Annotated in this window: 17 protein-coding genes; 12 read left to right on the top strand and 5 right to left on the bottom strand. The window is 72.7% G+C overall.

All coding sequences use genetic code 11. From position 1 onward, the window contains the following. Positions 1–18: 18 nt before the first annotated feature. The 5 genes from CLV70_RS35735 (at position 19) to surE (ending at position 4494) form a co-directional block, all read left to right on the top strand. Positions 19–936, top strand: a complete 918-nt coding sequence (locus tag CLV70_RS35735) for a cation diffusion facilitator family transporter (RefSeq protein ID WP_106131051.1) — start codon at positions 19–21, stop codon at positions 934–936. A gap of 112 nt (positions 937–1048) precedes the next feature. Next, on the top strand, positions 1049–1372 hold the full coding sequence (locus CLV70_RS35730) for a hypothetical protein (RefSeq protein WP_106131050.1): 324 nt from the start codon (positions 1049–1051) through the stop codon (positions 1370–1372). A 154-nt stretch (positions 1373–1526) separates the two neighbouring features. Then, on the top strand, positions 1527–2543 hold the full coding sequence (locus tag CLV70_RS35725; protein WP_106131071.1) for a methyltransferase: 1017 nt from the start codon (positions 1527–1529) through the stop codon (positions 2541–2543). Positions 2544–2591: 48 nt separating this feature from the next. Next, positions 2592–3530, top strand: a complete 939-nt coding sequence (locus CLV70_RS35720) for a 1-phosphofructokinase family hexose kinase (protein WP_245908708.1) — start codon at positions 2592–2594, stop codon at positions 3528–3530. A gap of 121 nt (positions 3531–3651) precedes the next feature. Further along, a complete protein-coding gene (gene surE / locus CLV70_RS35715) occupies positions 3652–4494 on the top strand; it encodes a 5'/3'-nucleotidase SurE (RefSeq protein ID WP_106131048.1) in 843 nt (280 codons plus the stop codon). A 340-nt stretch (positions 4495–4834) separates the two neighbouring features. Here the strand turns inward: surE and CLV70_RS35710 are convergent, their stop codons facing one another. Continuing rightward, positions 4835–5794 (bottom strand): serine/threonine-protein kinase, encoded by a 960-nt coding sequence (locus CLV70_RS35710; RefSeq protein WP_146164293.1) that lies wholly within the window; start codon positions 5792–5794, stop codon positions 4835–4837. 323 nt (positions 5795–6117) lie between these two features. Further along, positions 6118–6486, bottom strand: a complete 369-nt coding sequence (locus CLV70_RS35705) for an STAS domain-containing protein (protein ID WP_106131046.1) — start codon at positions 6484–6486, stop codon at positions 6118–6120. A gap of 454 nt (positions 6487–6940) precedes the next feature. On the opposite strand from CLV70_RS35705, the gene CLV70_RS35700 reads away from it, so the two are divergent. From CLV70_RS35700 to CLV70_RS35675, 5 genes are all read left to right on the top strand, one after another. Continuing rightward, entirely contained in the window at positions 6941–7492 is a 552-nt protein-coding gene (locus CLV70_RS35700; protein WP_106131045.1) for a hypothetical protein, read from the top strand. Positions 7493–7807: 315 nt separating this feature from the next. Next, a complete protein-coding gene (locus CLV70_RS35695; RefSeq protein WP_106131044.1) occupies positions 7808–8383 on the top strand; it encodes a YdeI/OmpD-associated family protein in 576 nt (191 codons plus the stop codon). A gap of 553 nt (positions 8384–8936) precedes the next feature. Continuing rightward, entirely contained in the window at positions 8937–10439 is a 1503-nt protein-coding gene (locus CLV70_RS35685) for a serine/threonine-protein kinase (protein WP_106131042.1), read from the top strand. Between the two features lie 166 nt (positions 10440–10605). After that, positions 10606–11448: a MerR family transcriptional regulator gene (locus CLV70_RS35680; protein WP_106131041.1), complete on the top strand. Its 843-nt coding sequence runs from the start codon at positions 10606–10608 to the stop codon at positions 11446–11448. A gap of 626 nt (positions 11449–12074) precedes the next feature. Further along, positions 12075–13208 (top strand): hypothetical protein, encoded by a 1134-nt coding sequence (locus tag CLV70_RS35675; protein WP_106131040.1) that lies wholly within the window; start codon positions 12075–12077, stop codon positions 13206–13208. Between the two features lie 178 nt (positions 13209–13386). On the opposite strand, the gene CLV70_RS35670 is transcribed toward CLV70_RS35675, so the two are convergent. From CLV70_RS35670 to CLV70_RS35660, 3 genes are all read right to left on the bottom strand, one after another. After that, a complete protein-coding gene (locus CLV70_RS35670; RefSeq protein WP_106131039.1) occupies positions 13387–15180 on the bottom strand; it encodes a bifunctional metallophosphatase/5'-nucleotidase in 1794 nt (597 codons plus the stop codon). Between the two features lie 88 nt (positions 15181–15268). Beyond that, entirely contained in the window at positions 15269–19237 is a 3969-nt protein-coding gene (locus CLV70_RS35665; RefSeq protein WP_106131038.1) for a trypsin-like peptidase domain-containing protein, read from the bottom strand. A gap of 14 nt (positions 19238–19251) precedes the next feature. Next, positions 19252–19566, bottom strand: a complete 315-nt coding sequence (locus tag CLV70_RS35660; RefSeq protein WP_106131037.1) for a CU044_2847 family protein — start codon at positions 19564–19566, stop codon at positions 19252–19254. 300 nt (positions 19567–19866) lie between these two features. Between CLV70_RS35660 and CLV70_RS35655 the strand changes: the two genes are divergently transcribed. Together CLV70_RS35655 and CLV70_RS35650 are read left to right on the top strand one after the other, a co-directional pair. Beyond that, positions 19867–20514: a hypothetical protein gene (locus CLV70_RS35655; RefSeq protein WP_106131036.1), complete on the top strand. Its 648-nt coding sequence runs from the start codon at positions 19867–19869 to the stop codon at positions 20512–20514. Continuing rightward, positions 20511–23609: a helicase HerA domain-containing protein gene (locus CLV70_RS35650; protein WP_106131035.1), complete on the top strand. Its 3099-nt coding sequence runs from the start codon at positions 20511–20513 to the stop codon at positions 23607–23609. The genes CLV70_RS35655 and CLV70_RS35650 overlap by 4 nt, the downstream gene beginning before the upstream one ends. Positions 23610–23738: the final 129 nt, after the last annotated feature.

The raw sequence follows: 23738 nt of genomic DNA, 5'->3' as shown, positions 1-23738 counted from the left end.
GCGACGGAAGGTGGACACATGGGGGCCGGGCACGACCACGGAGGCCAGGCGCTGCGCGCCGGCGAGCGGCACAAGCCGCGGCTCTGGCTCGCCGCCGGGCTGCTGGCCGCGTTCATGGTCGTCGAGGCGGTCGCCGCCCTGCTCACCGGCTCGCTGGCGCTGCTCTCCGACGCCGGCCACATGTTCACCGACGTGCTCGGCATCGCGATGGCCCTCGCCGCCATCCACGCCGCGGGCCGCGCGGCCACCGACTCCCAGCGCACGTTCGGCCTCTACCGCCTCGAGGTCCTCGCCGCCCTGGCCAACGCCCTGCTGCTCACCGGCGTCGCGATCTTCGTGCTGGTCGAGGCGGCGCGCCGCTTCACCGAGCCGCCGTCGGTGCCGGCCACCCCGATGCTGATCGTGGCGGTGGGCGGCCTGATCGTGAACCTGATCGCCTTCGCGCTGCTGCGGTCCGGCGCGCAGGAGAGCATCAACGTGCGCGGGGCGTACCTCGAGGTGGTCGGCGACCTGCTCGGCTCGGCGGGGGTCATCGTCGCGGCCGGGATCATCGCCACCACCGGCTGGTCGTACGCGGACCCGATCGTGGCGGTGATCGTCGCCCTGATGATCCTCCCGCGGACCTTCGCGCTCGGCCGGTCCGCGGTCCGGATCCTGGTCCAGGCCGCCCCGGCCCACCTCGACATGGCCCGGGTGCGCGACCGGCTCGCCGCCGTGCCGGGCGTCTGCGACGTCCACGACCTGCACGTCTGGACGCTGACCTCGGGCATGGACGTGGCCTCGGCGCACCTGAGCCTCGAGCCGGCCGCCGAGCTGGGCGCGGTCCTGGCCTCCGCCCGCGAGGCCCTGCACGAGGACTTCCACATCGACCACGCGACGCTGCAGGCCGAGCCGGTCGCCGCCGGTGGCCGATCCTGTACGCCCGCGGGCTGGTGATTTCGGGCCTCACGGCGCACCCTGATCACACAGGTCACGAGTCCGCCCACTCCCCGCCCGCAGCACCCCCATTTACCTACACTTGGTGACTACCCAACTGCGGAGGGACACCATGAGCCAGTCGGTCATCCACCAGCCGCGGGTCGCCTGGGACGCCGCGCGGGCCTTCGTCCGGGCGGCCGGCGGACCGGGCTACGAGGCCTTCGCCGGTCGCATCCTCAGCCGCCTCGGCACCGACCTGTACGGCGAGCTCGCCAACACCCGCCAGCGCCTGCTCACCGCGTCGGTGGAGAGCAGCGACAGCGACCGTTTCGCGGTGGACGTCGAGGCGAGCAAGTGGCGGGTACGCCTCGAGGACCTGCTGCGCAACCGCCCGGACCTGGTCACCGCGGTCCGCGAGCTCACCGAGGCCGCCGGGGCTGGATCAGGACGCTAGATCCGGGCGCTAGATCCGGGCGCTCGTTCCGGGCCTCGCCGGCGACGGCGCCGGGTCGCGCCCGGGGCTCGCCCGGCGCCGGCTCCAGGGCTCGCCCGGCGCGCCGGACCTCCGGTGGGTGAGCAGGGGCGACACCTTTGCCATGATCTGCGGCATGCTGACGCCGACGCCCCTGATGGACCTCGTGACCGGTTTCTGGAGCTTCAAGACCTTCGCCGCCGCCGTGGAGCTCGACCTGTTCAGCCGGCTGGCGGGCGGACGCACCCTGACGGTGGCCGACGCGGAACGCGAACTGGGCCTGCCCGAACGCCCCGCCGACCTGCTGTTCACCGCCTGCGCGTCGCTGGGCCTGCTCGAACGCGCGGGCGAGGGCTACCGCAACTCCCCGCTCGCCGAGGAGTTCCTGGTGCGCGGGCGGCCGTACTACTTCGGCGGGCAGGTCAGCTACTGCGACCGGCGCACGTACCTGCCGTGGCACCGGGTGGGCGAGGCGCTGCGCGACGATCGGCCGCTGACCTGGGACCCGGCGACCCAGGAGTCGATGTTCACCACCGAGGACCCGCAGCTGCTGGCGACGTTCTGGGAGGCGATGTACTCCACGTCGATCTTCACCGCCCGGGCGCTCGGCGAGAGTGTCGAACTGGGGCCGTACACTCGGCTGCTGGACGTCGGGGGCGGCTCGGGGGCGTACCCGATCGAGCTCTGCGGCCGTTTCCCCGGGCTGAGCGCGACCGTCCTGGACCTGCCGCACGTGTGCGAGATGGCCACGGGCAAGATCGCGGCCGCCGGGCTGAGCGACCGCATCGCCACCACGCCCGGTAACTTCCTCACGGACGCGGCCCTGCCGGGCGGGCACGACGTGCTGCTGCTCAGCATGATCCTGCACGACTGGGACGAGGCGACGAACCGCGAACTGCTGGCCAAGGCGTACGCGGCGCTCCCGGCCGGCGGGCTCGTGATCATCTCGGAACTGCTGCTCGACGCGGACCGCACCGGACCGGCTCCTGCCGCGCTGATGGGCATGAACATGCTGGTGGAGACGGTGGGTGGGCGCAACTACTCGGACGTGGAGTACGCCGACTGGCTGGGCGCGGCGGGGTTCACGGACGTGCGCACCGTGCGGTTCGACGCCCCCGGAGCGAACGGCGCGGTCCTCGGCCGCAAGCCGTAAATCGGCGATCACGCCCGCATTTCTGGGCAATGGCGTCAGACTGGGCCCATGGGTAACAGAGGCGTCATGGTGTTCGTGCCTGCGCCCCAGCTCACCGTGACCATCGAGCAGCAGCACGACAAGGCGGAGCTGCACGTGCACCCCGGTGGGCAGGGAGTCTGGCAGGCCCGGATGATCACGCTGCTGGGCGCGCCGGTCACCCTGTGCGCGGCCGCGGGAGGCGAGGTCGGCCGGGTGCTGGAGCCGCTGCTCAAGTTCCACGGCATCACCCTCAAGACCATCAAACGCGACTCGGGTACGGGCTGGTACGTGCACGACCGCCGCAGCGGCAAACGCGAGGAACTCGCCGAGGACCCGGGTCAGCCGCTCTCCCGCCACGACCTCGACGAGCTGTACAGCGTCGCGCTCGCCGAGGGCCTCCGGGCGGGAATCGCGGTGCTCAGCGGCCCGGCCCACCCGTCCGTGGTGCCCGCCGAGGTGTACCGCCGGCTCGCCACCGACCTCGGCGCCAACGGCTGCAAGGTCATCATCGACCTCTCCGCCGCCCACCTGGCCGCGGCCCTGGAGGCGCGCCCGCACGTGGTCAAGGTCAGCCACGAGGAACTCCTGCGCGACGGCATGATCCCGGACGCCACCCTCCAGTCGATCACCAAGGCGCTGTTCAAGCTCCGCGACGACGGCGCCGAGATGGCCCTGGTCTCCCGCGCCGACGAGGGCGCCCTCGCCCTGATCGAGGACACGGTCTACGAGGTCGACATGCCCCGCATGGTGGCCGCCGAGTCCCGCGGCGCCGGCGACTCCATGACCGCGGGGGTGGCCGCCGTACTGGCCCAGGGCGGGACGCTGTGTGACGCTGTCCGTACGGGAGCCGCGGCCGGGGCTTTGAACGTCACCCGGCACGGCCTCGGCACGGGCCGCATCGACGCGGTTCAGGTCCTGACCGAGCGGGTACGCCTCACCCCCGTCGACGCGAAGGTTTCCGCATGACCGGCCCGCTCCCGGCCCGGCTCGCGCCGGCCCCACCCACCCGCGGCCGGGTGCCGGGCTGGTGCGGCGGGTCGCGGGTCCGGTCGGCGGGCGGACGGGCGGTTCGGCAGGAGGGCGCAGCGTGACCCCACGGATTCTGATCACCAACGACGACGGCATCGACGCGCCGGGGCTCCGGTGGCTGGCCCGCGCGGCCAGGCGGCAGGGCTTCGACGTGGTGGTCGCCGCGCCGCTGACCGAGGCGAGCGGCACCAGCGCGGCCATGACCGCGGTGGAGAAGAACGGCAAGATCCACGTCCAGCCGCGCGAACTGCCGGGCGTCAAGAACGTCCCCGCGTACGCGGTGGCCGCCTCCCCCGCGTTCATCGTCCTGCTGGCCATCCGCGGAGCCTTCGGCGCGCCCCCCGACCTGGTCCTGTCGGGCATCAACCGAGGCGCCAACGCCGGCGCGGCGGTCGTCCACTCCGGCACCGTGGGAGCGACCCTGACCGCCTCCCACGCCGGCCTGCACGGCCTGGCAGTTTCGCTGGACGTCCTCTCCCCCGCCAACGGCACGGCGGCCAGCGGCGGCCAGGCGATCGCCGACCTGGACAAAACGGACGACGAGCAGCGCCACTGGACCAGCGCGGCCGACCTGGCGGTGAAGCTCCTGCCCACCCTCACCCACACCCCGCCCGGCACGATCCTCAACCTCAACGTGCCCGACCTCCACGTCGACGGCATCCGAGGCCTGCGCCGGGCCCGCCTGGCCCGCTTCGGCCAGGTCCAGATGAGCATCGCCGAAGCCGGCGAGGGCTTCGTCCGCACGGCCGTCCAGGCGGCCGACGAACCCCTCGAACCCGGCACCGACCTGGCAGCCCTGGCCGAGGGCTACGCGGTGGTCACCCCCATCCGGGCACCGGGCGAGGCCACCGACGTGAAGATCAACCTGGAGAACATTGTGGTGCAGACGCCGGCCTTCTGACCGGGGTGGGCGGTCGGCGCTGGTCGGTGGTCGGGCTGGGTGCGGGGACCGATCGAGGGTGGTTCGGCCTGGCTGGGTGCGATCCGGAAGGGCGTCGGACCGGCTCAGCGTCGCGCGGGTCGGCTCGGTCGGCTCGGTCCGGTCCGGTCAGGTCCGGTCAGCGCGGCACCGCGCGGGCGGCGGGGCGGCGGGGTTCCGTGACGGCGCGGCGCGGGCGGGTTGAAGCATCCTAGGGGGCTGGGAACGCGGGCCTTGGGTCGGTCGGGTTCGCGGGCTGTCAGAGGGCGGGGTGGCGTGTCCGGCGTCGGGGAGCCGTCCACGACGGGGCGTCCTCGGCGGGTCAGGTGGGTGTGGGGGCGGGGTGGGCCGCGGCGTGGATGTGGTGGAGGGTGTGGGCGACTTCGGGGCTGCGGGGGCGGGATTCGGGGCGTTTTGCCATGCAGGCTCGGACGAGGTCGCGCAGGTCCGGAGGTAGGCCGGGGATGGCGAGTACCGGGGTGGGCGCCAGGCGGCCCGCGCGGCCGGCGGTCAGGATGGTGGCGGCCATCGCGGGTGGGTAGGGCGAGCGGCCGGTCAGCATTTCGTACAGGAGGACGCCGAGGGTGTAGACGTCGTCGGCGGGCTGGGCGAACGCTGTCTTCGGGTGCGACGGGGGCGGGAGGTGCCCGGCCGGCCGAAGGGCGCGGAAGTAGGACGGTTCGGGGGCGGCGGCGGGCGGGCGTGGGCGAGCCGTGACGTTGCCGGCCACGGAGTTCGCGGGTGCGGGTGGCGCCGTACGAAATCCTGGGTTGTCGGTTTTGTCGGCCGACGCCGTGGCCAGGCCGAAGTCGATGATCTTGACGCCGTCGGCGGTGACCATGACGTTGCGGGCGGTGAGATCGCGGTGGACGACGCCGCGCCGGTGGGCGACGGCGAGCACGTCGGCGACGGTCGCGGCGATGCGGACGGCCTCGGGCCACTCCAGGCGGCCGCGGGCCAGGAGCTCGGTCAGGGGTACGCCGTCGAGCAGCTCGAGGACCACGTAGGGGACGACCGTGCCGTCCGGGAGGGGCGCGTCGCCGTATGCGAAGACGCGGGGCACACTCGGGTGGCGGAGACGGTCCGTGATGATGGCCTCACGGCGGGCGTCCTCGCGGGCCCCCGGGTCGTCGGCGAGCAGGGGCGCCAGGATCTTGACGGCGAGCTTCCGGCCGCGCCGGGCGTCGACCGCCGCATAGACGGTGGACACCCCACCCTGCCCGATGGCGCGCGTCAGCACGTAGCGCCGCAGGATGGCGGTGCCGATCGGAAGTCGCGCCACGAGGGCACTATTCCGCAGCGGACACGGGCGGTACAAGTTGGCACAGCAAGGCTTAACGCGAGGATCACTCCCGGTCAGGTGAGCGATACGGGCTGGTGGCGGTTCCGGCCGGGAAGGGGCGGTATGCCCGGGTCGGGCGGGGCGATGGTCGTGCTCGAGACGAGTCGGTGCTGCCGTCGGTGATCACCGCAGCCCGGCGGGGCCGAACCGGACATTCGTTGCGCCAGCGGGACGAGTGGACATTTGGCGCGCTACGGCGGGCCGGGGCGGGACTGGATGGGCCAGCGGGCGCGGTGGGCCAGCGGGCGCGGTGGGCCGGCGGGTCAGGCTCCGGAGACGAGGGGGCGGTGGGCCGGGTCGCCGCAGTCGGTGCAGGGCTCCGGGGCGCCGAAGAGGCCCAGGAGACCGGTCACCCAGAGTTGGCGGTGGGCGAAGCGGCTGGGGCGCGTCACGACGAGCTTGACGCCGCTCACGCTGGCGAGCTGGAAGGCGGCCACGAGGGCCGAGATGCCCACGGAGTCGATGAAGGTGACGCCGTGCATGTCGAGCTCGATGCGCTCCGGCATGCCGGTCGCGAGCTGCTCGGCTACGGCGTCCTTGATCTCGTACGCGTTCTCGACGTCGATCTCGCCCATGGGTGAGACCTCCACCACGCCGCTGGGCTTGGTCGACGTCGTTATCGACAGCGTCACGCCTTTACCTCCACCCGCTCGGGATGCCCCGGGCGTCTTCTCCTCGGTACGAGGGTCCGCCTACCTGCGGATTCGCCCTCGCCAGGGGCGGCGTTGACTACCCCCGTCGGGTCCGGTGAAACCGCACCGAACTCTAGTGCGCCAACCTGGCAGCTGGCTGTGTGCCGTGTGTGAACCGGAGCAAGCGTACCCACCGATGTCCATCCGTTATTGGGTACGGGGGTGTCTACATCCGACACATCCGTGGCTGTTCAACGGACGTTTTCCCGCGTACAAGTGGGGAATTGGGCAGTGTCCGCTGCTCACGACGCTTGGGTGACCCGGCCGGGGGGTCATGCCGCCGAGGCCGGACCGACGGCTGCTGTTCAACGCACGTTTGCGTTTTCTGCGGGCTGGGCACGTCGGCAGGCAAGCAACGAGCGCCGGCAGCGGCGATCGCAGGAGGTACGAGACGATGTTCTCTCGCAAGAGCACGGCCGAGCGGACCGCCGCCGAGGCCTGGGACTACCTGTCGTCGGCCATGGCTTCCGCCGGCGAGAGCGCCAAGGATGCCGGCAAGATCACCGCGGGCTTCGCCGGCGCGAAGGTCACCGAGCTGGCCGGCAAGGCCGCCAAGCAGCGGCACAAGGCGGCCAAACAGGGCAACAAGCTCGCCGGCAAGGCCGGTGAGCAGGGCCACAGCCTGGCCGGCAAGGCCGGTGAGCAGGGCCACAGGCTGGCCGGCAAGGCCGGCGAGCAGGGCCAGAAGCTGGCCGGCAAGGCGGGTGCCCGGGTGAGCGCGGTCACGGACGAGGCCTGGGCGCGCGCCAACCTGGCGGCGAACGCCCTCGCGGGCCGCAGGCCCGGGCTGCCCTGGGGGCTGATCCTCGGCGCGAGCCTGGTCGGCGTGGCACTGGGCTGGGCCGCGGCGACGACCGCGCGGGCCGCCGCGGAGCGCCGGGCCGAGAACGAGGAGCTGGAGATGGCGGAGACTGCGATCGTCGTCACTCCCACGTACGACAACTGACCTGTCGTGGCTGCCGGACGGGGCCCTTCGCCGCCCGGTGGCCACGGCTGATCGCGGCTCGACCCGGCGGCCACGGCTGATCGCGGCTCGACGCGGCGGCCACGGCCGATCGCGGCTCGACGCGGCGGCCACGGCCGATCGCGACTCGGCTTGGCGGCCACGGCTGATCGCGGCTCGGCCCGGTGTCCTCCGCCGCGGGTGTGGTCGATGCCTCAGGGGCCATGCCGTCGGGCCGTGAGCGCTGGTCAGGTGATCATTGTGCGACGCGGGCCGGCGGGGGGCTAAATGTCGTACCCGGGATCTAGGGTCCTCGGCATGGAACCCGTCTTCTTCGCCTCCGAGGCCGAGTTGCGCGCGTGGTTCGAGCAGCACCACGCCGACGCGCCGGAGCTGTTCGTCGGCTACTACAAGAAGCACACCGGCCGGCCGAGCGTGAAGCACACCGAGGCGATCGCCCAGGCGCTGTGCTTCGGGTGGATCGACAGCATCGGGCGCCGCATCGACGAGGACCGCTACCAGGTCCGCTTCACGCCGCGCCGCAGGGGCAGCGTGTGGAGCACCGTCAACATCGCCAAGATCGCGGAGCTGACCGCGGCGGGGCTGATGCATCCGGCCGGCCTCGAGGCCTTCGAGAACCGAAAACCCGACAAGATCGCCCCCTATTCGTACGAGCAGCCCGCCGACGCCGTTCTCGACGACGAGCAGACCGCCCGGTTCCGCAGCGAGGAGAAGGCATGGGCCTGGTTCACAGCACAGTCGCCGTCCTATCGCCGCGCCGCGATCCACTGGGTGGTGAGCGCGAAGCGCGCCGAGACCCGCGAGCGCCGGTTCGCCCAGCTCGTGGCCGACTCGGCCGCCGGCCGGACCGTGCCACCGCTGACCCGCCGATGACCCGGCGGCCCGGCTCGGCCGATGATGGTGCGCCGGGCGGTGGGCCGCGGCCCGACGACGAGCTCGAGCTGCACGGAGGACCGACGCTGCGCGGAGAGCGGGCGCTGCACGGGAAGCGGGCGCTACGCGGAGAGCGGGCGCTACGCGGAGAGCGGGCGCTACGCGGAGAGCGGGCGCTACGCGGAGAGCGGGCGCTACGCGGAGGAGCGAGCCCGCGCGGAGGGCGGGCGCTGCGCAGTAGGCCGAGGGCGAGCGGAGACCTGAGGGTCGGCGGTGGGGCCCCTTGGGGTGGTGGCTGGACTCGGGGTGCCGCGGGGATGCGGGGGCTCTTGGATGCGGGGCGTCACGCGGTGGATCCGGTGGGTGGCGGGGGCGTCCGTTCGGCGGCAATTTCCGGTTGTTCGCCTGGTTGGTGGGCTCCTTCGGCGTGCTCGTTCCGCAACCGACCGACCTCGCCGTGGGAGGTGGGGAATCTGTATCGTTGTGCGCGGCTCGCGCCCTGGCGAGTTCTTGCGTTCCGGCCGTGGCTTCACCCGAGTAGATAGGTCCGCTGGTGCTCAGTTCGGGAAGTCTCCTGGACAACCGCTACCGGTTGGACGAGCGAATCGCCACCGGTGGCATGGGTGACGTGTGGCGGGGCACCGATGTGGTGCTCGGCCGTACGATCGCTGTCAAGGTGTTGCGCAGCGCCATGCTGACCGACCCGGAGTTCGCCGCCCGGTTCTACGGCGAGGCCCGGATGATGGCCGCGTTCCGGCACCCCGGGGTGGTCGAGGTCTACGACTACAGCGCCGGGAACGCCGACGACGAGGACCAATGTGCATACCTGGTCATGGCGTTCGTCGACGGGGAGCCGCTCTCCGCCCGGCTCAAGGAGCAGGGCCGGCTAGCGGTCGGCGAGACCATGTCGATCGTGGCGCAGGCGGCCGACGCGTTGCACGCCGCGCACGAGAACGGCACCGTCCACCGTGACGTCAAGCCGGGCAACCTCATCGTCAAGCCCAACGGCACGGTGATCCTGGTCGACTTCGGCGTCGCCCGGTCGGCCGCCGTGACCAGTGTCACCGGGCTCAACGCCATCGTCGGCACCGCTCTCTACATGGCTCCCGAGCAGGTGGCGAAGGGCAACGTGAGTCCCGCCACGGACATCTATGCGCTGGGCGCTGTGGCGTACCACTGCATTGCCGGGGTTCCGCCCTTCGACGGCGACAACGCGCTGCAGGTGGCGCTGCGTCACCTCGAGGACGATCCCGACCCGCTGCCGGAGAACCTCGCCCCGCCGGAGGTGCACGAGCTGATCAGCCGTGCGATGGCGAAGAATCCGGCGGACCGGTTCGCCAGTGCCGCGGAGTTCGCCGAGGCCGCGCTGGCCGCGGCGGGGGCCCTGGACTGGCGGGCCCAGACGGGCACGGGCATGACGCGTACGGCGATGGTCCGGCCGGCCGTGACCGGCACCTCGCTGAGCGGGGCCGCGGTGACCGGCGCCCGGATGAACGGGCAGTCGCTGACCGGCACGGCGCTGACCCGGCCGATGAGCCCCGGTGCCCCCGGCCGCACCATGCCCGTCCAGCGCAACCTGCTGGAGGCAGCTCCCCCGCCCGCCCCGGTCCGGCCCCGGCAGTCGAAGAGCCAGCTCGCCGTCCTGATCACGGTGATCCTGCTGTTCCTGCTGGCCGGCGGTCTGGGCGTGGCGATCTACATGTCCAGCGGGGACGCGAAGGACAAGCAGTCCCCCGGCCCTGCGGTGGTGCCCACCGAGTCGGAGGCGGCCGTTCCCTCGGACGAGCCGACCGAGACCGAGGAGGAGCAGCCGACCCGGGCCCCGGAACGCCCGAACGGCTCGACGCCCCGGCAGACCACGACCACGAAGCCCTCGAAGCCGACCGCCCCGACCGCGCCGACGACCGGCACCTCGACGCCGACACCGACGAGGCCGACCACCACGCCACCGGCGACCGAGCCGACGACCACACCGCCCACGACCACGCCGACCACCACGCCCACCGAAGAGGGCGGCGGCGGAGACGGTGGCGGCGGAGACACCGTCACCAACTGACGCGGCCGGGCGGCGGCGCGCAGACTGGGCGGTAACGCGCGGCCCGGGCGGTGGCCACGCGGACCGGGCGGTGGCACGCGGACCGGGCGGTGGCGCGGGCCTGGGTGGTTGCGGGGACGTGGGGGCTTGACTCTGACACTGTGTCAGGGCCGAGGGTGGAGGAACCATGTTCAGTATCGGAGATTTCGCCGCCCTGGGCCGGGTGTCCGTCCGGATGCTGCGGCACTACGACGCCATCGGGCTGGTTCGGCCCGCTCGGGTTGATCCGGTCAGTGGGTACCGGTATTACGCCGCCGGTCAGCTGCCGGTGCTCAACCGGGTGCTCGCGCTCAAGGATCTTGGGTTCTCGTTGCAGCAGGTGCAGGCCATGCTCGACGAGAAGGTCGAGGCCGGCGAGCTGCGCGGCATGTTGCGGCTGCGACGGGCGCAGCTGGCCGCGGAGATCGACGCGTCCGCCGCGCGGCTGGCCCGGGTCGACGCGCGTCTCCGAATGATCGAGACCGAGGGACATATGGACACCGGGGACGTCATTCTCAAGAGCATCCCGCCGCTGCGGGTCGCCGAACTGTCCGCGCCCGCCTCCAGCTACGACGGGGCCGACATCACCGAGGCGCTCACGCCGCTCTACCCGCAGCTCCAGCAGCGGCTCGCGGCCCTGGGCATCACGCCGGTCGCCCCGCCGCTGGCGTACTACCTGCCGGACCCGCACGGTCCTTCCGACGAGTCGATCACCGTGCACGCGGCCTTCCCGATCGGCGGCGCGGTGCCCGCGGACGCCGGCTTCGACGTGGTCGAGCTTCCCCCGATCCCGTACGCCGCCACGCTCGTGCACCACGGCCCCATGGCAGAAGCGTTCCGTACGGGCCAGCTCATCGCCACCTGGATCGACGCGAACGACTACCGCACGGTGGCACCCGGGTACGCCCGCGAGGTGTACCTCGACTGCCCGCCCGACCAGCGGAAGTGGGTGACCGAGATGCAGGTCGCGGTGAACCCGGCCGGCGCCTGACGCACCACCAGCCCCGCGCTCACCGGCCCCGCGCTCGCCGGCCCCGCGCTCGCCCGCGGCCACCACCGGCCCCGCGCGCACCCGCGGCCACCACCAGCACCGCGCGCACCCGCGGCCACCACCAGCCCCGCGCGCACCCGCGACCACCACCAGCACCGCGCGCACCCGCGACCACCACCAGCCCCGCGCTCACCCGCGACCACCACCAGCCCCGCGGTCGCCCGTGGCCACGACCGGCCGCGGGCGAGTTGCCTGACGACGCGCGCGGGCCGGGTCGACTCGGCCGGACGCGGCCGGACGCGCGGTTGCCCGGGAGACGGCGGCAGCGAGGCGGAGAACGATCAATTCGCGATCGCGGGGAGGAAGAACCCTGCGGATCCGGCCGAAACATGCTGCTCGGTTCGGCGGCGACGTGGGGCGGCGGCCGGCCGGGACGTGGGGCGGCCGGCCGGGACGTGGGGCGGCCGGCCGGGACGTGGGGCGGTGGCCGGCAGCGTGAGCGCGGAGCCGGTGCCGCGGGTGCGCGGTTTCGGAGCCGGGGTGTCCTCAAGTAGCGGGTGAGCCGGCCGATGGAGGGGACTCTGGCACGGCGCTGCACCCGAGCCGCTACCGGAAAGGCCCCCCGCATGACCACGCAGATCCCGTACGGCCCGGCGAGCGCGGACTATCCGCAGTTCGCCGCGGGCCACGCGCAGTATCCGCCGGCCGGCTATCAGGTTCCCGTGCAACCCGGGGTGCCGGCGCAGGCAGGGGCGGAGCATCACGTGCCCGGCCATGGACAGCAGGATCAGCAGGTCTACGGACAGCACCACGGCGCCGGTCACCAGGCGGCGGCCGGCTACGGGCACCAGGCCCCGGCCGCCTACGACCACCAGGCCGGCTATCAAGCCGGACCGGCGGCCGGGTATCAAGCCGGACCGGCGGCCGGGTATCAAGCCGGACCGGCGGCCGGGTATCAGGCCGAGGCCGGGTACCACACCTCGGCCCAGGCGGGGCAGCAGGCCGGCTATCAGGCTGGGCAGCAGGCGGGGCACCAGGCCGGGCAGCAGGCGCCGGACGGCTACGGGCAGTACCCGGGGGGCGGGGGTGGCTACGGCGATCATGAGGTCGTCGGGTACCCGGGGCATGACGCGTCGGGGCAGGTCGCGGTCAGTCCGCCGTCCGCCTATCCGACCGCGCCTCCGTGGGTGACGCAGAGTCCCGCCCCGGACCCGCCGCCCGCCGACGAGGGTCCGGCCGCGGCTGTCGCGCCGTACGGTTCGGTGCCTCAGGTGGGGGGTCTGCTCGTACCGTACCCGGAGGAAATGCGGAATGCGGCCCGGGCGCAGGCGCCGAAAGTCTGGCCTGTTGCCGTTTTTACGCTGTTCTTCAATGTTCTGGGGGTTTTCTCCGCGGTTCGGCGGGCGGGGCAGGCGCGCCGGGGGCGGAACAGCACCGCGCCCTACTGGCTGACGTTCGTCGTGTCGGCGCTGGTCAGCTCGTTCCTCATGATGACCGCGGTGGTGTCGGTGGGGATTCCGGTGTACGTGCAGCTCCGCGAGGGCGCCACGGTCAAGGCGCTCGAGGACAACGTGTTGCACGACGGGCAGCTGGCCAAGGCGAACATCAGCCCGACCAAGGCCGAGTGCCGGGCCGCGGGCGAGTGGGCCGGGGAGAAGCGCGACTACCTGTGCGAGCTGACGCTGAGTGGGGGGCGGACCGGGCGGGTGCTCGTGAGCTCCGACGCGCAGGGCAACTGGAAACCCCTCGGGAGCCGATGACCGGCGCGGGCCACGAAGGCCGGCGCGGCAGCCAGAAGGGCGCGAGCCACGAAAGCCGGCGCGGCAGCCAGAAGGGCGCGAGCCGCGAAGGCCGGCGCGGGCCACGGTGACCGGCGTGGCGCACCCCTGCCGGGACCGGGGTGCGCCACGAAGGATCAGGCCGGGAAGGCGCGAAGGATCAGGCCGGGAAGACCGGCACGCCCTCGCGGACCAGGCGCCAGTTCGGCACGAAGAAGTCCGCCGGGTCGATGGCGCCCTTCGCCTGGGCCCAGTCGATCAGCAGCTGGCGGATCTCCTGCTGGGCGTTGTACACCTGCTCCTTGACGATGCCCGGGAAGTTGCCGCCGCCGCTGCGGCGGTAGTTGTTCACGGCGACCACGAAGCGGGCGTCCGCGGCGACCGGGGTGCCGGCGATCGACAGGGCGGTGATGCGGGAGCCCACCGGCCTGCTGATGTCGATGTCGTAGTCGATGCCCGAGAACACGTCGTAGTTGTAGTCCGGCACCTGCGGGTCGCTGATGGTGGCCGGGTCCGGGGTGGCACCGGGCGGGAGCGTGACGAAGTACTTGGCCGAGTATTCGAGGTAGGCGCGCACCTCGGCACCGGTCAGGACGACGGCCTCTAGGGTGTTGTCGTAGATGTAGAGGCCGGCCACGTCCTTGATCTTGACGTCGCCCTTCGGGAACACCGCGGTGCGGCTGAACGGCGCCGCGATCGAGAGCACGGGCAGGTCCGCGTACGCCCCGCCGGCCAGCGCCGCGGTCACCGTGTCGGTCTGCACCCTGTTGATGTAGTCCAGGATCGGCGTGTCCTTGTAGCGGGATTCGGCCGCGGACAGCTCCTGCGTGGACGTGGCGACGACCTGGTTCACGTACGCGACGGTCTTGGCATGCTGGGACCGCACCGCCGCGAGCACCTTCGGGTCCTCGGCCACCGTGTTGGTGTTCAGCGAGTCGGCCTTCCGGCCGGTGATCGTCCATCGGCCTCGGTCACGGACCAGGGTGAAGTCCATCCGGGTGAGGCGCTGGCCCCACTTCGACGGCTCGGAGAGCAGCACCTGCGTGCCGGTCTTCGTGTTCGTCACGAACCGCTGCGGCACGTTGTTGTGCGCGTGCCCGAACAGGATCGCGTCGATGCCGGGGACCTGCTCGGCGATCAGCGCGCTCGGGTTCTCGTTGGGGAGTTCGGGGCCGTAGCTGCTGGTGCCGCTGTCGCCGCCGTGTGCGGAGATCAGCACGAGGTCGGCGCCGCGGGCGCGCATGATCGGCACCCACTTCGCCGCGGTCGCGATCATGTCCTTGAAGACCAGCTTGCCCTCGACGTTGGCCCGGTCCCAGATCGCCACGCCCGGATTGGTCAGGCCCAGAATCCCGACCCGCAGCGTCGGTGCGCCCTTGCCGAGGGAGACCTTCTTGATCACGTACGGCGTGAAGGCCGGCCGGCCCGTCCGCGCGTCGACGGCGTTGGCGGCGAGCGCCGGGAAGCCCAGCTGGCGGATCCAGAGGTGCAGCAGCGGCAGACCGTAGTTGAACTCGTGATTGCCCAGCGTGACCGCGTCGTAGTGCAGCACGTTCATGGCCCGCGCCATCGGGTGCCGCTCGCCGGTCTCGGTGATCGGCTCCTGCTTGGCGTAGTAGGTGGCCAGCGGCGTGCCCTGGATGGTGTCGCCGGCGTCGAGCACCAGCGTGGCCTTGCCCCGCCGCTCCGCACGGATCTGATTCACCAGCGCGGCGAGCTTCGCGACCCCGACATCGTTGTGCGCGCTGTCGTCGTACTCGAGATCCTTGTAGTAGTCCCAGTTGTAGACATTGCCGTGCGTGTCGGAGGTGCCGAGCACGGTCAGGTCGTACGTCCTGGCGCCGTGACCGCCGGGGTGCGCCTCGGCGGCGCCGGAGACAATGACGGGAGCGGCGACGCCGGCGGCGGTAGCGGCCAGCACACTGCGCCGCGAAACGCCTGCGGGAAGGGTCATACCGAACCTTTCGAAGGGAATGTCCGGGCGCCTCGTGGGCTCCCATCGACGCACCATAACCCCTGCGCATCGACGTGCAACCCCGGCATCACCGCATGCCGAGCGCGAGCAGACCCCGATCCAGCCCGACAACCAGAACACCCCCGGCGTACGCACAAGCCAGCGCCCGATGATGCACCGGGATGATCCGGACGAGCCGGCCGCTCTCGACGTCCCAGATGCGCACGGTGCGGTCGAGGCTTGTGGACACCAGCGCGGTGCGTCCGGCGTACGGCATCGCGCACACCCCGGTGACGGGGGCGGTGTGCCCGTGGAGCACGCCGCGCGGGGCGAGCTCCGGCAGCGTCCACAGCCGGACCGTCCGGTCGGCGCCGGCCGAGACCAGCAGGTCGCGCCCGGCGAGCGGGAACGCGGCCACCGCGTGCACGGCGTCGTGGTGGCCCTGCCGTTCGGTGAGCAGTTCGCCGCCGGGATGCCAGAGCCGCAGCATGCCGCTCTCGTCGGCGGAGACGAGCAGCCGGCCGTCGTCGCCGGCCACCGCCGCGAGCGCGGTCACCCAGGTGGCGTGGCCGAGCAGCGGCCGGTTGACGTCCTTGTGCAGGTCCCAGAGCCGCACGATCAGGTCGTCGGCGCCGGACGCCAGCCGGGTGCCGACGGCGCAGACGGCGTTCACCCGCTCGTGGTGGCCCTTGAACTCCGTGAACAGCTGGCCGTGGTCGGCGTCCCAGACCCGTACCACGCGGTCCTCGCTGGACACGGCGACCAGGTGCCGGTCGTCGTCGGCGAGGGCGGCGACGTCCGTCACCGTGGTCCCGTACGCGACCAGGGCGTGCCGTTCCTCCCCGGTGGACGGTTCCCACAGCCGTACGGTGCCGTCGCCGCCGGTGAAGGCCACCAGCTCGCCGTCGCGGGCCGGCACCGCGGCCACCGCGCCGACGGCACCCAGCCGGCCACCGTCCATCACGGTCTCGGCCAGCCCCGTCGCCGGGTCCCAGAGCCGGACGGTGCCGTCGTCGCCGGCGGTGGCCAGCAGGTTCCGGCCGCCGACGGGCAGCTCGCAGATCGCCCGGATCCAGCTGGCGTAGCCCCGGATCGGCCGCTCCTCCCGGCCCTTGGTCATGTTCCAGAGCCGGATGACACCGTCCTCCGCCGTCGCGGCGAGCAGCAGCACGCCGTCGAGGCCGACCGTGCACAGGTCCGTGATCGGCCCGGCTTCCGGGTCGAACCGGGCGACCTCCTCCCGGTACCGCGCGTCCCAGAGCCGGATCGTGCCGTCGTAGCCGGCCGAGGCGACCATGCCCCGCACCGGGTAGAGCGTGCTCACCCAGCCCTCATGGCCGGCGAAGACCGCGACCGGCTCGCCGGTGACGGGGTTCCAGAGCCGGACCGTGCCGTCGAGCCCGGTCGACGCCACCAGCGCACCGGCCCGGCACACCGCGGTCACCCAGCCGGTGTGGCCCTCGAGGGTCCGGACGGCCTCGCCGGTCTCCGGGTCCCAGATCCGGACCGTACGGTCGTCGCTGCCCGACACCAGCAGTTCACGGCCGTCGGGTGCGGGCACCGTGCAGAGGTTGCGAACCCAGTCGCGGTGGCCGCTGAGGGTGCGGACGAGCTGACACGTACGCGGGTCCCACAGCTTGATCACGTGGTCGTGGCCGCCCGTCGCCAGCAGGTGCACCTCGCCGGCGCGTACGGCCGCCAGGCCCCGGATGCAGTCGTCGTGGCAGTCGAGGACGTGTTCGGTCTGACTGGTCAGCGGGTTCCAGAGCCGGACGGTGCCGTCCTCGTCCGCGGAGGCGAGCAGGTTGCGCCCGTCGACGGGGATCGACGCGACGTCGTGGACCGCGTCCGAGTGTCCCTCCAGCACGGTCCGTTCGAGGCGTCTCGGAGTGCGGGCCCAGCGGGCCTCGTACGGCGCCGCGGCGGCGGGGCGCAGGCGGGTGGGCAGCCCGTCGAGCTTCTCCACCACGGAGAAGAGGGCGGCCCGCTCCGACGCCGGCGCGTGCAGGGCCTGCGGCGTGCGCTGGAGCAGTTGCGCGCGGGCAGCGCCGAGCTCGGTGCGCGCGGCGTCCGCCGCCGGCATCAGCCGGTCGAGGTGGGCGTGCAGGAGGTAGTCGTCGTCGGTCAGCAGCTCGTCGACGAGCCCGGTGCGGACCGCGTGCTGGGGCAGGGAGCGCAGCAGGTAATCCGGCGCCGCGCTCCACCCGGCCCGCCGGGCCGCGCCGAGCCACGCCGTGACCAGGCGCTTCTCCGCCTCCCGGCGGCCGGCGAGCAGGGCCTCGTTGAGCGCCTGGTGGAACAGCCGGTAGGTGGGCGTCTCGGCGGCGCCGCTCTCGACCAGGAAGTTGGCAGCCGACGTACGCGCGAAGAAGGTCAGCTCCTCCTCCGTGACCCGCCCGCCCAGCGCCTCCACGGCGGTGCGCCACAGCGAGATCGGCAGGCCGGGCGTCTCGGCGTACGCGAGGGCGGTCAGCGCCAGCCGGGCCGGGGATCCGCCGGCCGCGGGCAGGCCGTCGACGTAGCGGTCCAGGGCGTCGGCCACGGTGGCCTCGAAGGACACCTCCGCCGGGTCGGCCGGGCTGTCGTCGCGCAGCCCACGGGCCCGGGCGACGAGGCCGGCGACCAGGAAGTTGCCCCGCGACAGGGTGGCGATGCGGCGGGCGACCGGCTCGGCGACCCGCTGGTCGGCGTACGGGTTGCCGGGGCGCTCGGTGCCGGCCAGGGTGGCCAGCGCGTAGCCGGCCAGGTCGGACTCGGCGAAGTATGCGGCGGTGTCCAGGTCGACGACCTCCGCCGCGCCGCCGAACTCGGCGACGAGGTCGCCCCGATCGTCCGTCCGCCGGGTGCCCACGATCACCTGCACGCCGAGGTGGCAGAGGTGCCGGGTCAGCGGAAGCACCACGTCACGGATCAGGCGGCGGGCCTGGCCGGGCGTGGCCGCCTCGTCGAGGGCGTCGATGACGAGGTTGAACCGGGCCGCGCGGCGACCGAGCCGGCCCCGCAGCGCCGGCAGGAGGTCAGCCGGATCGGCGGGCAGGCCGACGGACGCGGCGCGGGCGATCTCGGTCGCGATCTCCAGTGCGGTCTTGCCCTTGGCGTGCACCGCGCAGGACACCGAGCCGACCGTCGCGGCCTCGGCGGTGTCGCCGGCCGGGAGCGCCTGCCGGACGCCGGCGTCCGCGGTCGTGACGATCCGGCCCAGCACCGCCGACTTCCCCACCCCCGGTGAGCCGGTCACCACCAGGACCCGGCCCGGCGCCACCGGCGCGTCCAGCCAGGAGCGGATGGTCCGCAGCGCCGCGGCGCGGCCCCGGAACCGGGACCCGCGTTCGGTGTGGACGGCGACCCCGCGGGCCCGGGGCAGCCAGTGCCGGCGGGCCTCGTCGTCGCCGCCGAGCTCCCATCCCCAGGCCGCGAGGGCCGCATCGTCGGCGTCCCCCGCCTGCCACTCCGCGAGGACCGACAGCTTCAGCTCCGGCACCTGCTCGTCGGCGTGGTGCAGCGTCAGGGCGTAGCCGTCGCCGTCGCCCGCCGCCACCACCAGGCCGACGACCGCGTCGTACTCGTACGACCACAGTGCCCCGCCGCTGAAGCCCTGCTTGAGCCCGGGTGCCGCGGAGCTGGTGAGGTGGATCCGGCCGTACGTGAGCGGGTCGCCGACCGAGCCCTCGGCCGATCCGCCGTGCTCGGCGCCGCCGGGAAACCCGAAGGCCCACCAGGATCTGCCGCTGAGCTCCTGCGGGGCGGCGCACCTCAGGCGGGCGGGCCGTACCGACGGCGGCACGGGTTCGGCCAGTTCCAGCAGGGCGATGTCGACGTGCCGGTGCGCCTCGCCGTCGTGGGCGAGCCGCGCCCGGCGGCGTTCGCCGTAACCGACGCCGGGAGCCTTCGGGAACGCGAGCCAGATCTCGGACAGCGGCTCGCCGTCCACCCGCAGCACGTGGGCGCAGGTCAGCACCTGGTTGCGGTCGATCACGACACCGGTGCCGAGCGGGCTGGCATCGGTGGGTGTGGCGTGCACCGCCACGGTCCAGGAATCCGCGGGCGCCTTGGACATGGCGCGGCTCCGCCTCAGCCCCGCCCGGGCGGACCGTCCGGCTTCCAGATCATCGTGACCTCGAAGTTGGCCTCCGTGGCGGCCTTGGCCAGGACCCAGTTGGCGGTGCCGGTCACCTTGATGCCGAACTTGACCTGGACCGAGTCCGGAGCCGCCTGGCGTACCTCGTCCAGCAGCACCCGGGCGGCGGCCACCACCGGCGCGGCCGACTCCTTGACCGTTCCGGCCAGGTCGGCGGCGCCCGCCGGGCGGAAGCCGGCCACCGGTTCGATCTCGATCTGGGCGACCGTGTCGGCATCGACGCGATACCGGACGACCTCTGACGACATCGGCGCCTGCCTCCGCGGATAAAGATCATGAATGGTGCCGGGAACGGCGCCGCATGGCAATGTCGCATGCCCCGGCGATCGGGGCAATAGTCCTTTCAGGAGATCTACCACGGGACCCTCGTCCGGCATTTCCCGCACCGCCCCGACCTCGATTACCTAAGATCGTCGATCATGGACGGTGTCGGATTTCTGAATCATCACAGTGGACCTTGCGGCGGACCGCTTCGCTCGGCAGAATCGGCCCGTTGCCCGCGGATCCAATGATCTTCGGGGTCGTCGGAATGCCGGAGGAGCGCCGAGATGTCGGACGAAAAGCTCAAGCTCGTCGATACGTGTGCGCTGCTGGTCCTGCTGGGCGAGGCGCAGGAGATAGCCAATGCGGACCTGAAGAATCTGCGCGGATTCGAGCTCAAGACCGAAGATCGAAATCGGCTCGAGAAAGCGGGCCTGGTCGATGTCAGACGGGAGGGGCGGCGGGTCTTCCTCGGCGTGAGCGACCACGGCTGGCGGCATGCCCTCGACCTCATCGGCACCGAGCCGCCGAAGGGCTCCGGCTACAAGGGCGCCGCCATATACGCACAGGTCGCCGCACTGCGCAATTATCTCGGCACGGCGGGACTCGCGCTCTCCGACTATTTCGTGCCGCGACCGGAGGCCCGGCCGGCCGGCCCGGCGCCGGAGCCGGCGGGCGGGGACGTCACCGCGCTGATCCGGGCCGCCTATGCGAGGGTCGCCCGGCAGCCGGGTGACGCGGTCGGGCTCGCCGAGATCCGCACCGCCCTGCCGGGGATCGACCGGGACGAGGTCGACGAGGCGCTGCGGGCCCTCAACCGCGAGCCGGGGGTGCGCGTCTTCGGGGAGGACAACCAGAAGACCCTCACGGCCGCGGACCGGGCCGCCGCGGTCAGCATCGGCAACCAGGACAAGCATCTGCTCGTCATCAAATGATCGGCGAGGACGAGCGCAGGGCCCTGTCGGCGCTGCGCTTCAACTGGGCGCCGACCGCCGACGACGTCTGGCGGCCACCCCCCTTCCACGTCGCGGCCCTGCACGAGGTGGCCACCGGGATGGTGCTGCAGGGCTTCGCCGAGGCGCGTGAGCAGCGGGAGTCGAGCCCGGTCGGCGTCGCGTTGCTCGGCGAGCGGGGCACCGGCAAGACCCATCTCCTGGGGGCCGTCCGCGAACAGGTGCAGGCCCAGGACGGGTACTTCTTCCTGATCAGCCTGCTCGATGCCAGCGCCTTCTGGAGCAGCGCGGCGCTGTCGGTCGTCGAGGGTCTCACCCGGGTGCCCGGCGACGGGGCGAGTCAGCTGACGATCTTCCTGCGCCGGCTCGCCGATCTCTGCGGGGCGACCCGGGGCGTCCGCCGCGCGGTCAGCGGCGACACGTCGCTGACCCGGGCCACGCTCGACGCCTTCGTGGACTCGCTGCGCAAGCACAACCGGCAGGTCGGGGTCGAGGCCCAGGACACGGCGCGGGCCCTGGCGCTGCACGCCGCCGAGGACCCGCAGGCGCAGGACATCGGCTACGAGTTCCTCTGCTCGAACGACGAGGTCGAGCCCGGTGAGCGGGCGCGCTGGGGCATGCGCCGGGGACGACGCTCGGCCCAGGAGGTGGTCCGCGACATCTCCCGCCTCCTCGCCCTCACCGGACCGACGGTGATCGCCGTCGACCAGATCGACCCCCTCGTGCACCAGTCCGCCGCGTCCAGCAGGTCGAGCGAGCGGCCGGACTGGAGCGGTTCCCTGCTGCTGGAACACATCGCGGGCGGGCTGATGGCCCTGCGCGAGACGACCCGGCGCACCCTGTCGGTGGTCAGTTGCACCCCGGCGGTGTGGGAGCTGGTCAAGACCACCGCGACCAGCACGGTGCAGGACCGCTTCCGCGAGGCCGCCGACCTCAAGCTGATCCCGACCGCGGAGATCGGCCGCGACCTGGTGGCGAAGCGCTTCACCGCGAAGTTCGCCGAGGCCGGTTTCACACCGCCGTACCCGACGTGGCCGGTGCTCGGGTCCGCCTTCGCCGAGGCGGTCGACTTCACGCCGCGCGAGCTCCTGCGCACCGTCGACAACCACGTGCGCGAGTGCCTGCGCGAGGAAGAGGTGCGCGAGCTCGACCATCTGCTGCTCCGCAAGGGCACCACGCCTCCCCCACCGGAACGGGTCAGCATCTCCGAGGGGGAACGGGCCACCTTCGACACCCGGTACGCCGAGCTGATCAAGGCCGCCGACCCGGGCCCGGCGCTCCGCCAGGCGACCGAGGACGAGCTCGTGCCGGCCCTGCTCCGGGCCGGGCTGACCGCCTGGATCGGCGAACGCGACGACCCGGAGGACGCCTTCGGCATCGACGCCGCGCCGGGGACGAAGCCGCCGCTGCACGGCCGGTTGCGGCGCAGCCTCGACGAGGAGACCGAGGACGAGGCGCACTGGGCGTTCCGGGCCATCAGCTCGCCGCACCACATCGCCGTCCTCAACCGGATCCGCAACGCGCACACCGCGGCGGGCCTGGTCGAGGGCCAGACGAAGCGCCGGCTCATCCTGCTGCGCAACGCCGGCTGGGCGAAGGGCCCGCGGACCCAGGAGGTCCTGCACACGCTGAAATCCGCCGGCGGGTCCTGGACGGCCTTCCCCGAGTCGGACGTGGCCCAGCTGATGGCGCTTCGCGACCTCATCGAGGAGTACGGGCCCGAGAAGCTCCGGCCCTGGTTCCGCGAGCGCCGGCCCACGGCGTCGATCGAGTGTCTGCAGCACGCCCTCGGCGAGATGCCGGCCGCGACCCCGGTGACCGCTGCGCCGGAAAAGGCCGCGGCTGTCGATGGTTCGCTGGTGCTCGGGGTGGCGGTCGACGGCGGGCGGCCGGTGGGGATCGAGCTGGCCGCGCTGCGGAAGCACACCGCGATCTTCGCCGGGTCCGGGTCCGGGAAGACCGTGCTGATCCGGCGGCTGGTCGAGGAGTGTGCGCTGCGGGGCGTGTCGGCGATCGTGCTCGATCCGAACAACGATCTGTCGCGGCTGGGTGATCCGTGGCCCGAGGCGCCGCCGGGGTGGGACGAGGCCGACACGGCTCGGTCGGCCGAGTATCTGCGGACCACCGAGGTGGTGGTGTGGACGCCTCGGCGGGAGAGTGGGCGGCCGCTCAGTTTTCAGCCGTTGCCCGATTTCGCCGAGATGCTCGACGATCCGGACGTCTTCGCCGCCGGCATCGACTCGGCGGTGGCCGCGCTCGCCCCTCGGGCCAAGGTCGACGGGTCCACCGGGAAGGCGCAGCTCGGGCAGGCGGTGCTGCGCGAGGCGCTGGTCGGCTATGCGCGTACGGGGGCCAGCGATCTGAAGGCCTTCATCGGGTTGCTCAACGACCTGCCGGAGGGCACCAGCCAGATCGACGACGCGCCGAAGATCGCGAATCAGATGGCGCAGCTGCTGATGGCCACCACCGTCAACGATCCGCTGTTCGGGGGGCGGGGCGCGCCGACCGATCCGGGGCTGCTGCTGACGCCGCGGGAGGGGTACCGGGCCCGGGTCTCGGTGGTGAACTTCGTGGGGCTGACCGATGACGGGCAGCGGCAGAGCTTCGTCAACCAGTTGCAGCTGGCGCTGTTCGCGTGGATCAAGCAGAACCCGGCCGGCGACCGGCCGCTCGGCGGGCTCTTCGTGATGGACGAGGCCCAGACGCTCGCGCCGTCCGGGCCGATGACCGCGTGCACGCACAGCACCCTCGCCCTCGCCTCGCAGGCCCGCAAGTACGGCCTCGGCCTGGTGTTCGCCACCCAGGCGCCGAAGGGGCTGCACAACCGCATCCCGGGCAACGCCGCCACGCAGTTCTTCGGGCTGCTCAACCATCCGACCCAGATCGCCGCCGCGCGGGAGCTGGCCCGGGCCAAGGGCAGCGACGTCTCGGACATCGCCCGGCTGCGGGTGGGCCAGTTCTACGCGGCGGTCGAGGGCGGGCGCTTCGTCAAGATGCAGGCGCCGTGGTCGCTCTCGTACCACCCGCAGAGCCCGCCCACCACCGAGGAGGTCATGGAGCGCGCCAGGGCTGACTGAGCGACGGCAGTGGCCCGGGCGGTGGCGGGATCGCCTAGACGAGTAGTTCCGATGTCAGGGGTCGATGTCTTGGGTACGAAGGGAGGGTGTCCAAGATCGTGTTGTGACGCAAGACCTGGACACCCTCTT

It is taken from the genome of Pseudosporangium ferrugineum (assembly GCF_003002065.1).
Taxonomy (GTDB): Bacteria; Actinomycetota; Actinomycetes; order Mycobacteriales; family Micromonosporaceae; genus Actinoplanes; species Actinoplanes ferrugineus_A.
This window is presented reverse-complemented; position numbering and strand designations above follow the sequence as displayed.

Excerpts from the sequence above, each read along its gene's own strand:
- CLV70_RS35735 (WP_106131051.1), top strand. The coding sequence starts at position 19 with ATGGGGGCCGGGCACGACCACGGAGGCCAGGCGCTGCGCGCCGGCGAG.
- CLV70_RS35730 (WP_106131050.1), top strand. The coding sequence starts at position 1,049 with ATGAGCCAGTCGGTCATCCACCAGCCGCGGGTCGCCTGGGACGCCGCG.
- CLV70_RS35725 (WP_106131071.1), top strand. The coding sequence starts at position 1,527 with ATGCTGACGCCGACGCCCCTGATGGACCTCGTGACCGGTTTCTGGAGC.
- CLV70_RS35720 (WP_245908708.1), top strand. The coding sequence starts at position 2,592 with ATGGGTAACAGAGGCGTCATGGTGTTCGTGCCTGCGCCCCAGCTCACC.
- CLV70_RS35700 (WP_106131045.1), top strand. The coding sequence starts at position 6,941 with ATGTTCTCTCGCAAGAGCACGGCCGAGCGGACCGCCGCCGAGGCCTGG.
- CLV70_RS35695 (WP_106131044.1), top strand. The coding sequence starts at position 7,808 with ATGGAACCCGTCTTCTTCGCCTCCGAGGCCGAGTTGCGCGCGTGGTTC.
- CLV70_RS35680 (WP_106131041.1), top strand. The coding sequence starts at position 10,606 with ATGTTCAGTATCGGAGATTTCGCCGCCCTGGGCCGGGTGTCCGTCCGG.
- CLV70_RS35675 (WP_106131040.1), top strand. The coding sequence starts at position 12,075 with ATGACCACGCAGATCCCGTACGGCCCGGCGAGCGCGGACTATCCGCAG.
- CLV70_RS35670 (WP_106131039.1), bottom strand. The coding sequence starts at position 15,180 with ATGACCCTTCCCGCAGGCGTTTCGCGGCGCAGTGTGCTGGCCGCTACC.
- CLV70_RS35665 (WP_106131038.1), bottom strand. The coding sequence starts at position 19,237 with ATGTCCAAGGCGCCCGCGGATTCCTGGACCGTGGCGGTGCACGCCACA.
- CLV70_RS35660 (WP_106131037.1), bottom strand. The coding sequence starts at position 19,566 with ATGTCGTCAGAGGTCGTCCGGTATCGCGTCGATGCCGACACGGTCGCC.
- CLV70_RS35655 (WP_106131036.1), top strand. The coding sequence starts at position 19,867 with ATGTCGGACGAAAAGCTCAAGCTCGTCGATACGTGTGCGCTGCTGGTC.
- CLV70_RS35650 (WP_106131035.1), top strand. The coding sequence starts at position 20,511 with ATGATCGGCGAGGACGAGCGCAGGGCCCTGTCGGCGCTGCGCTTCAAC.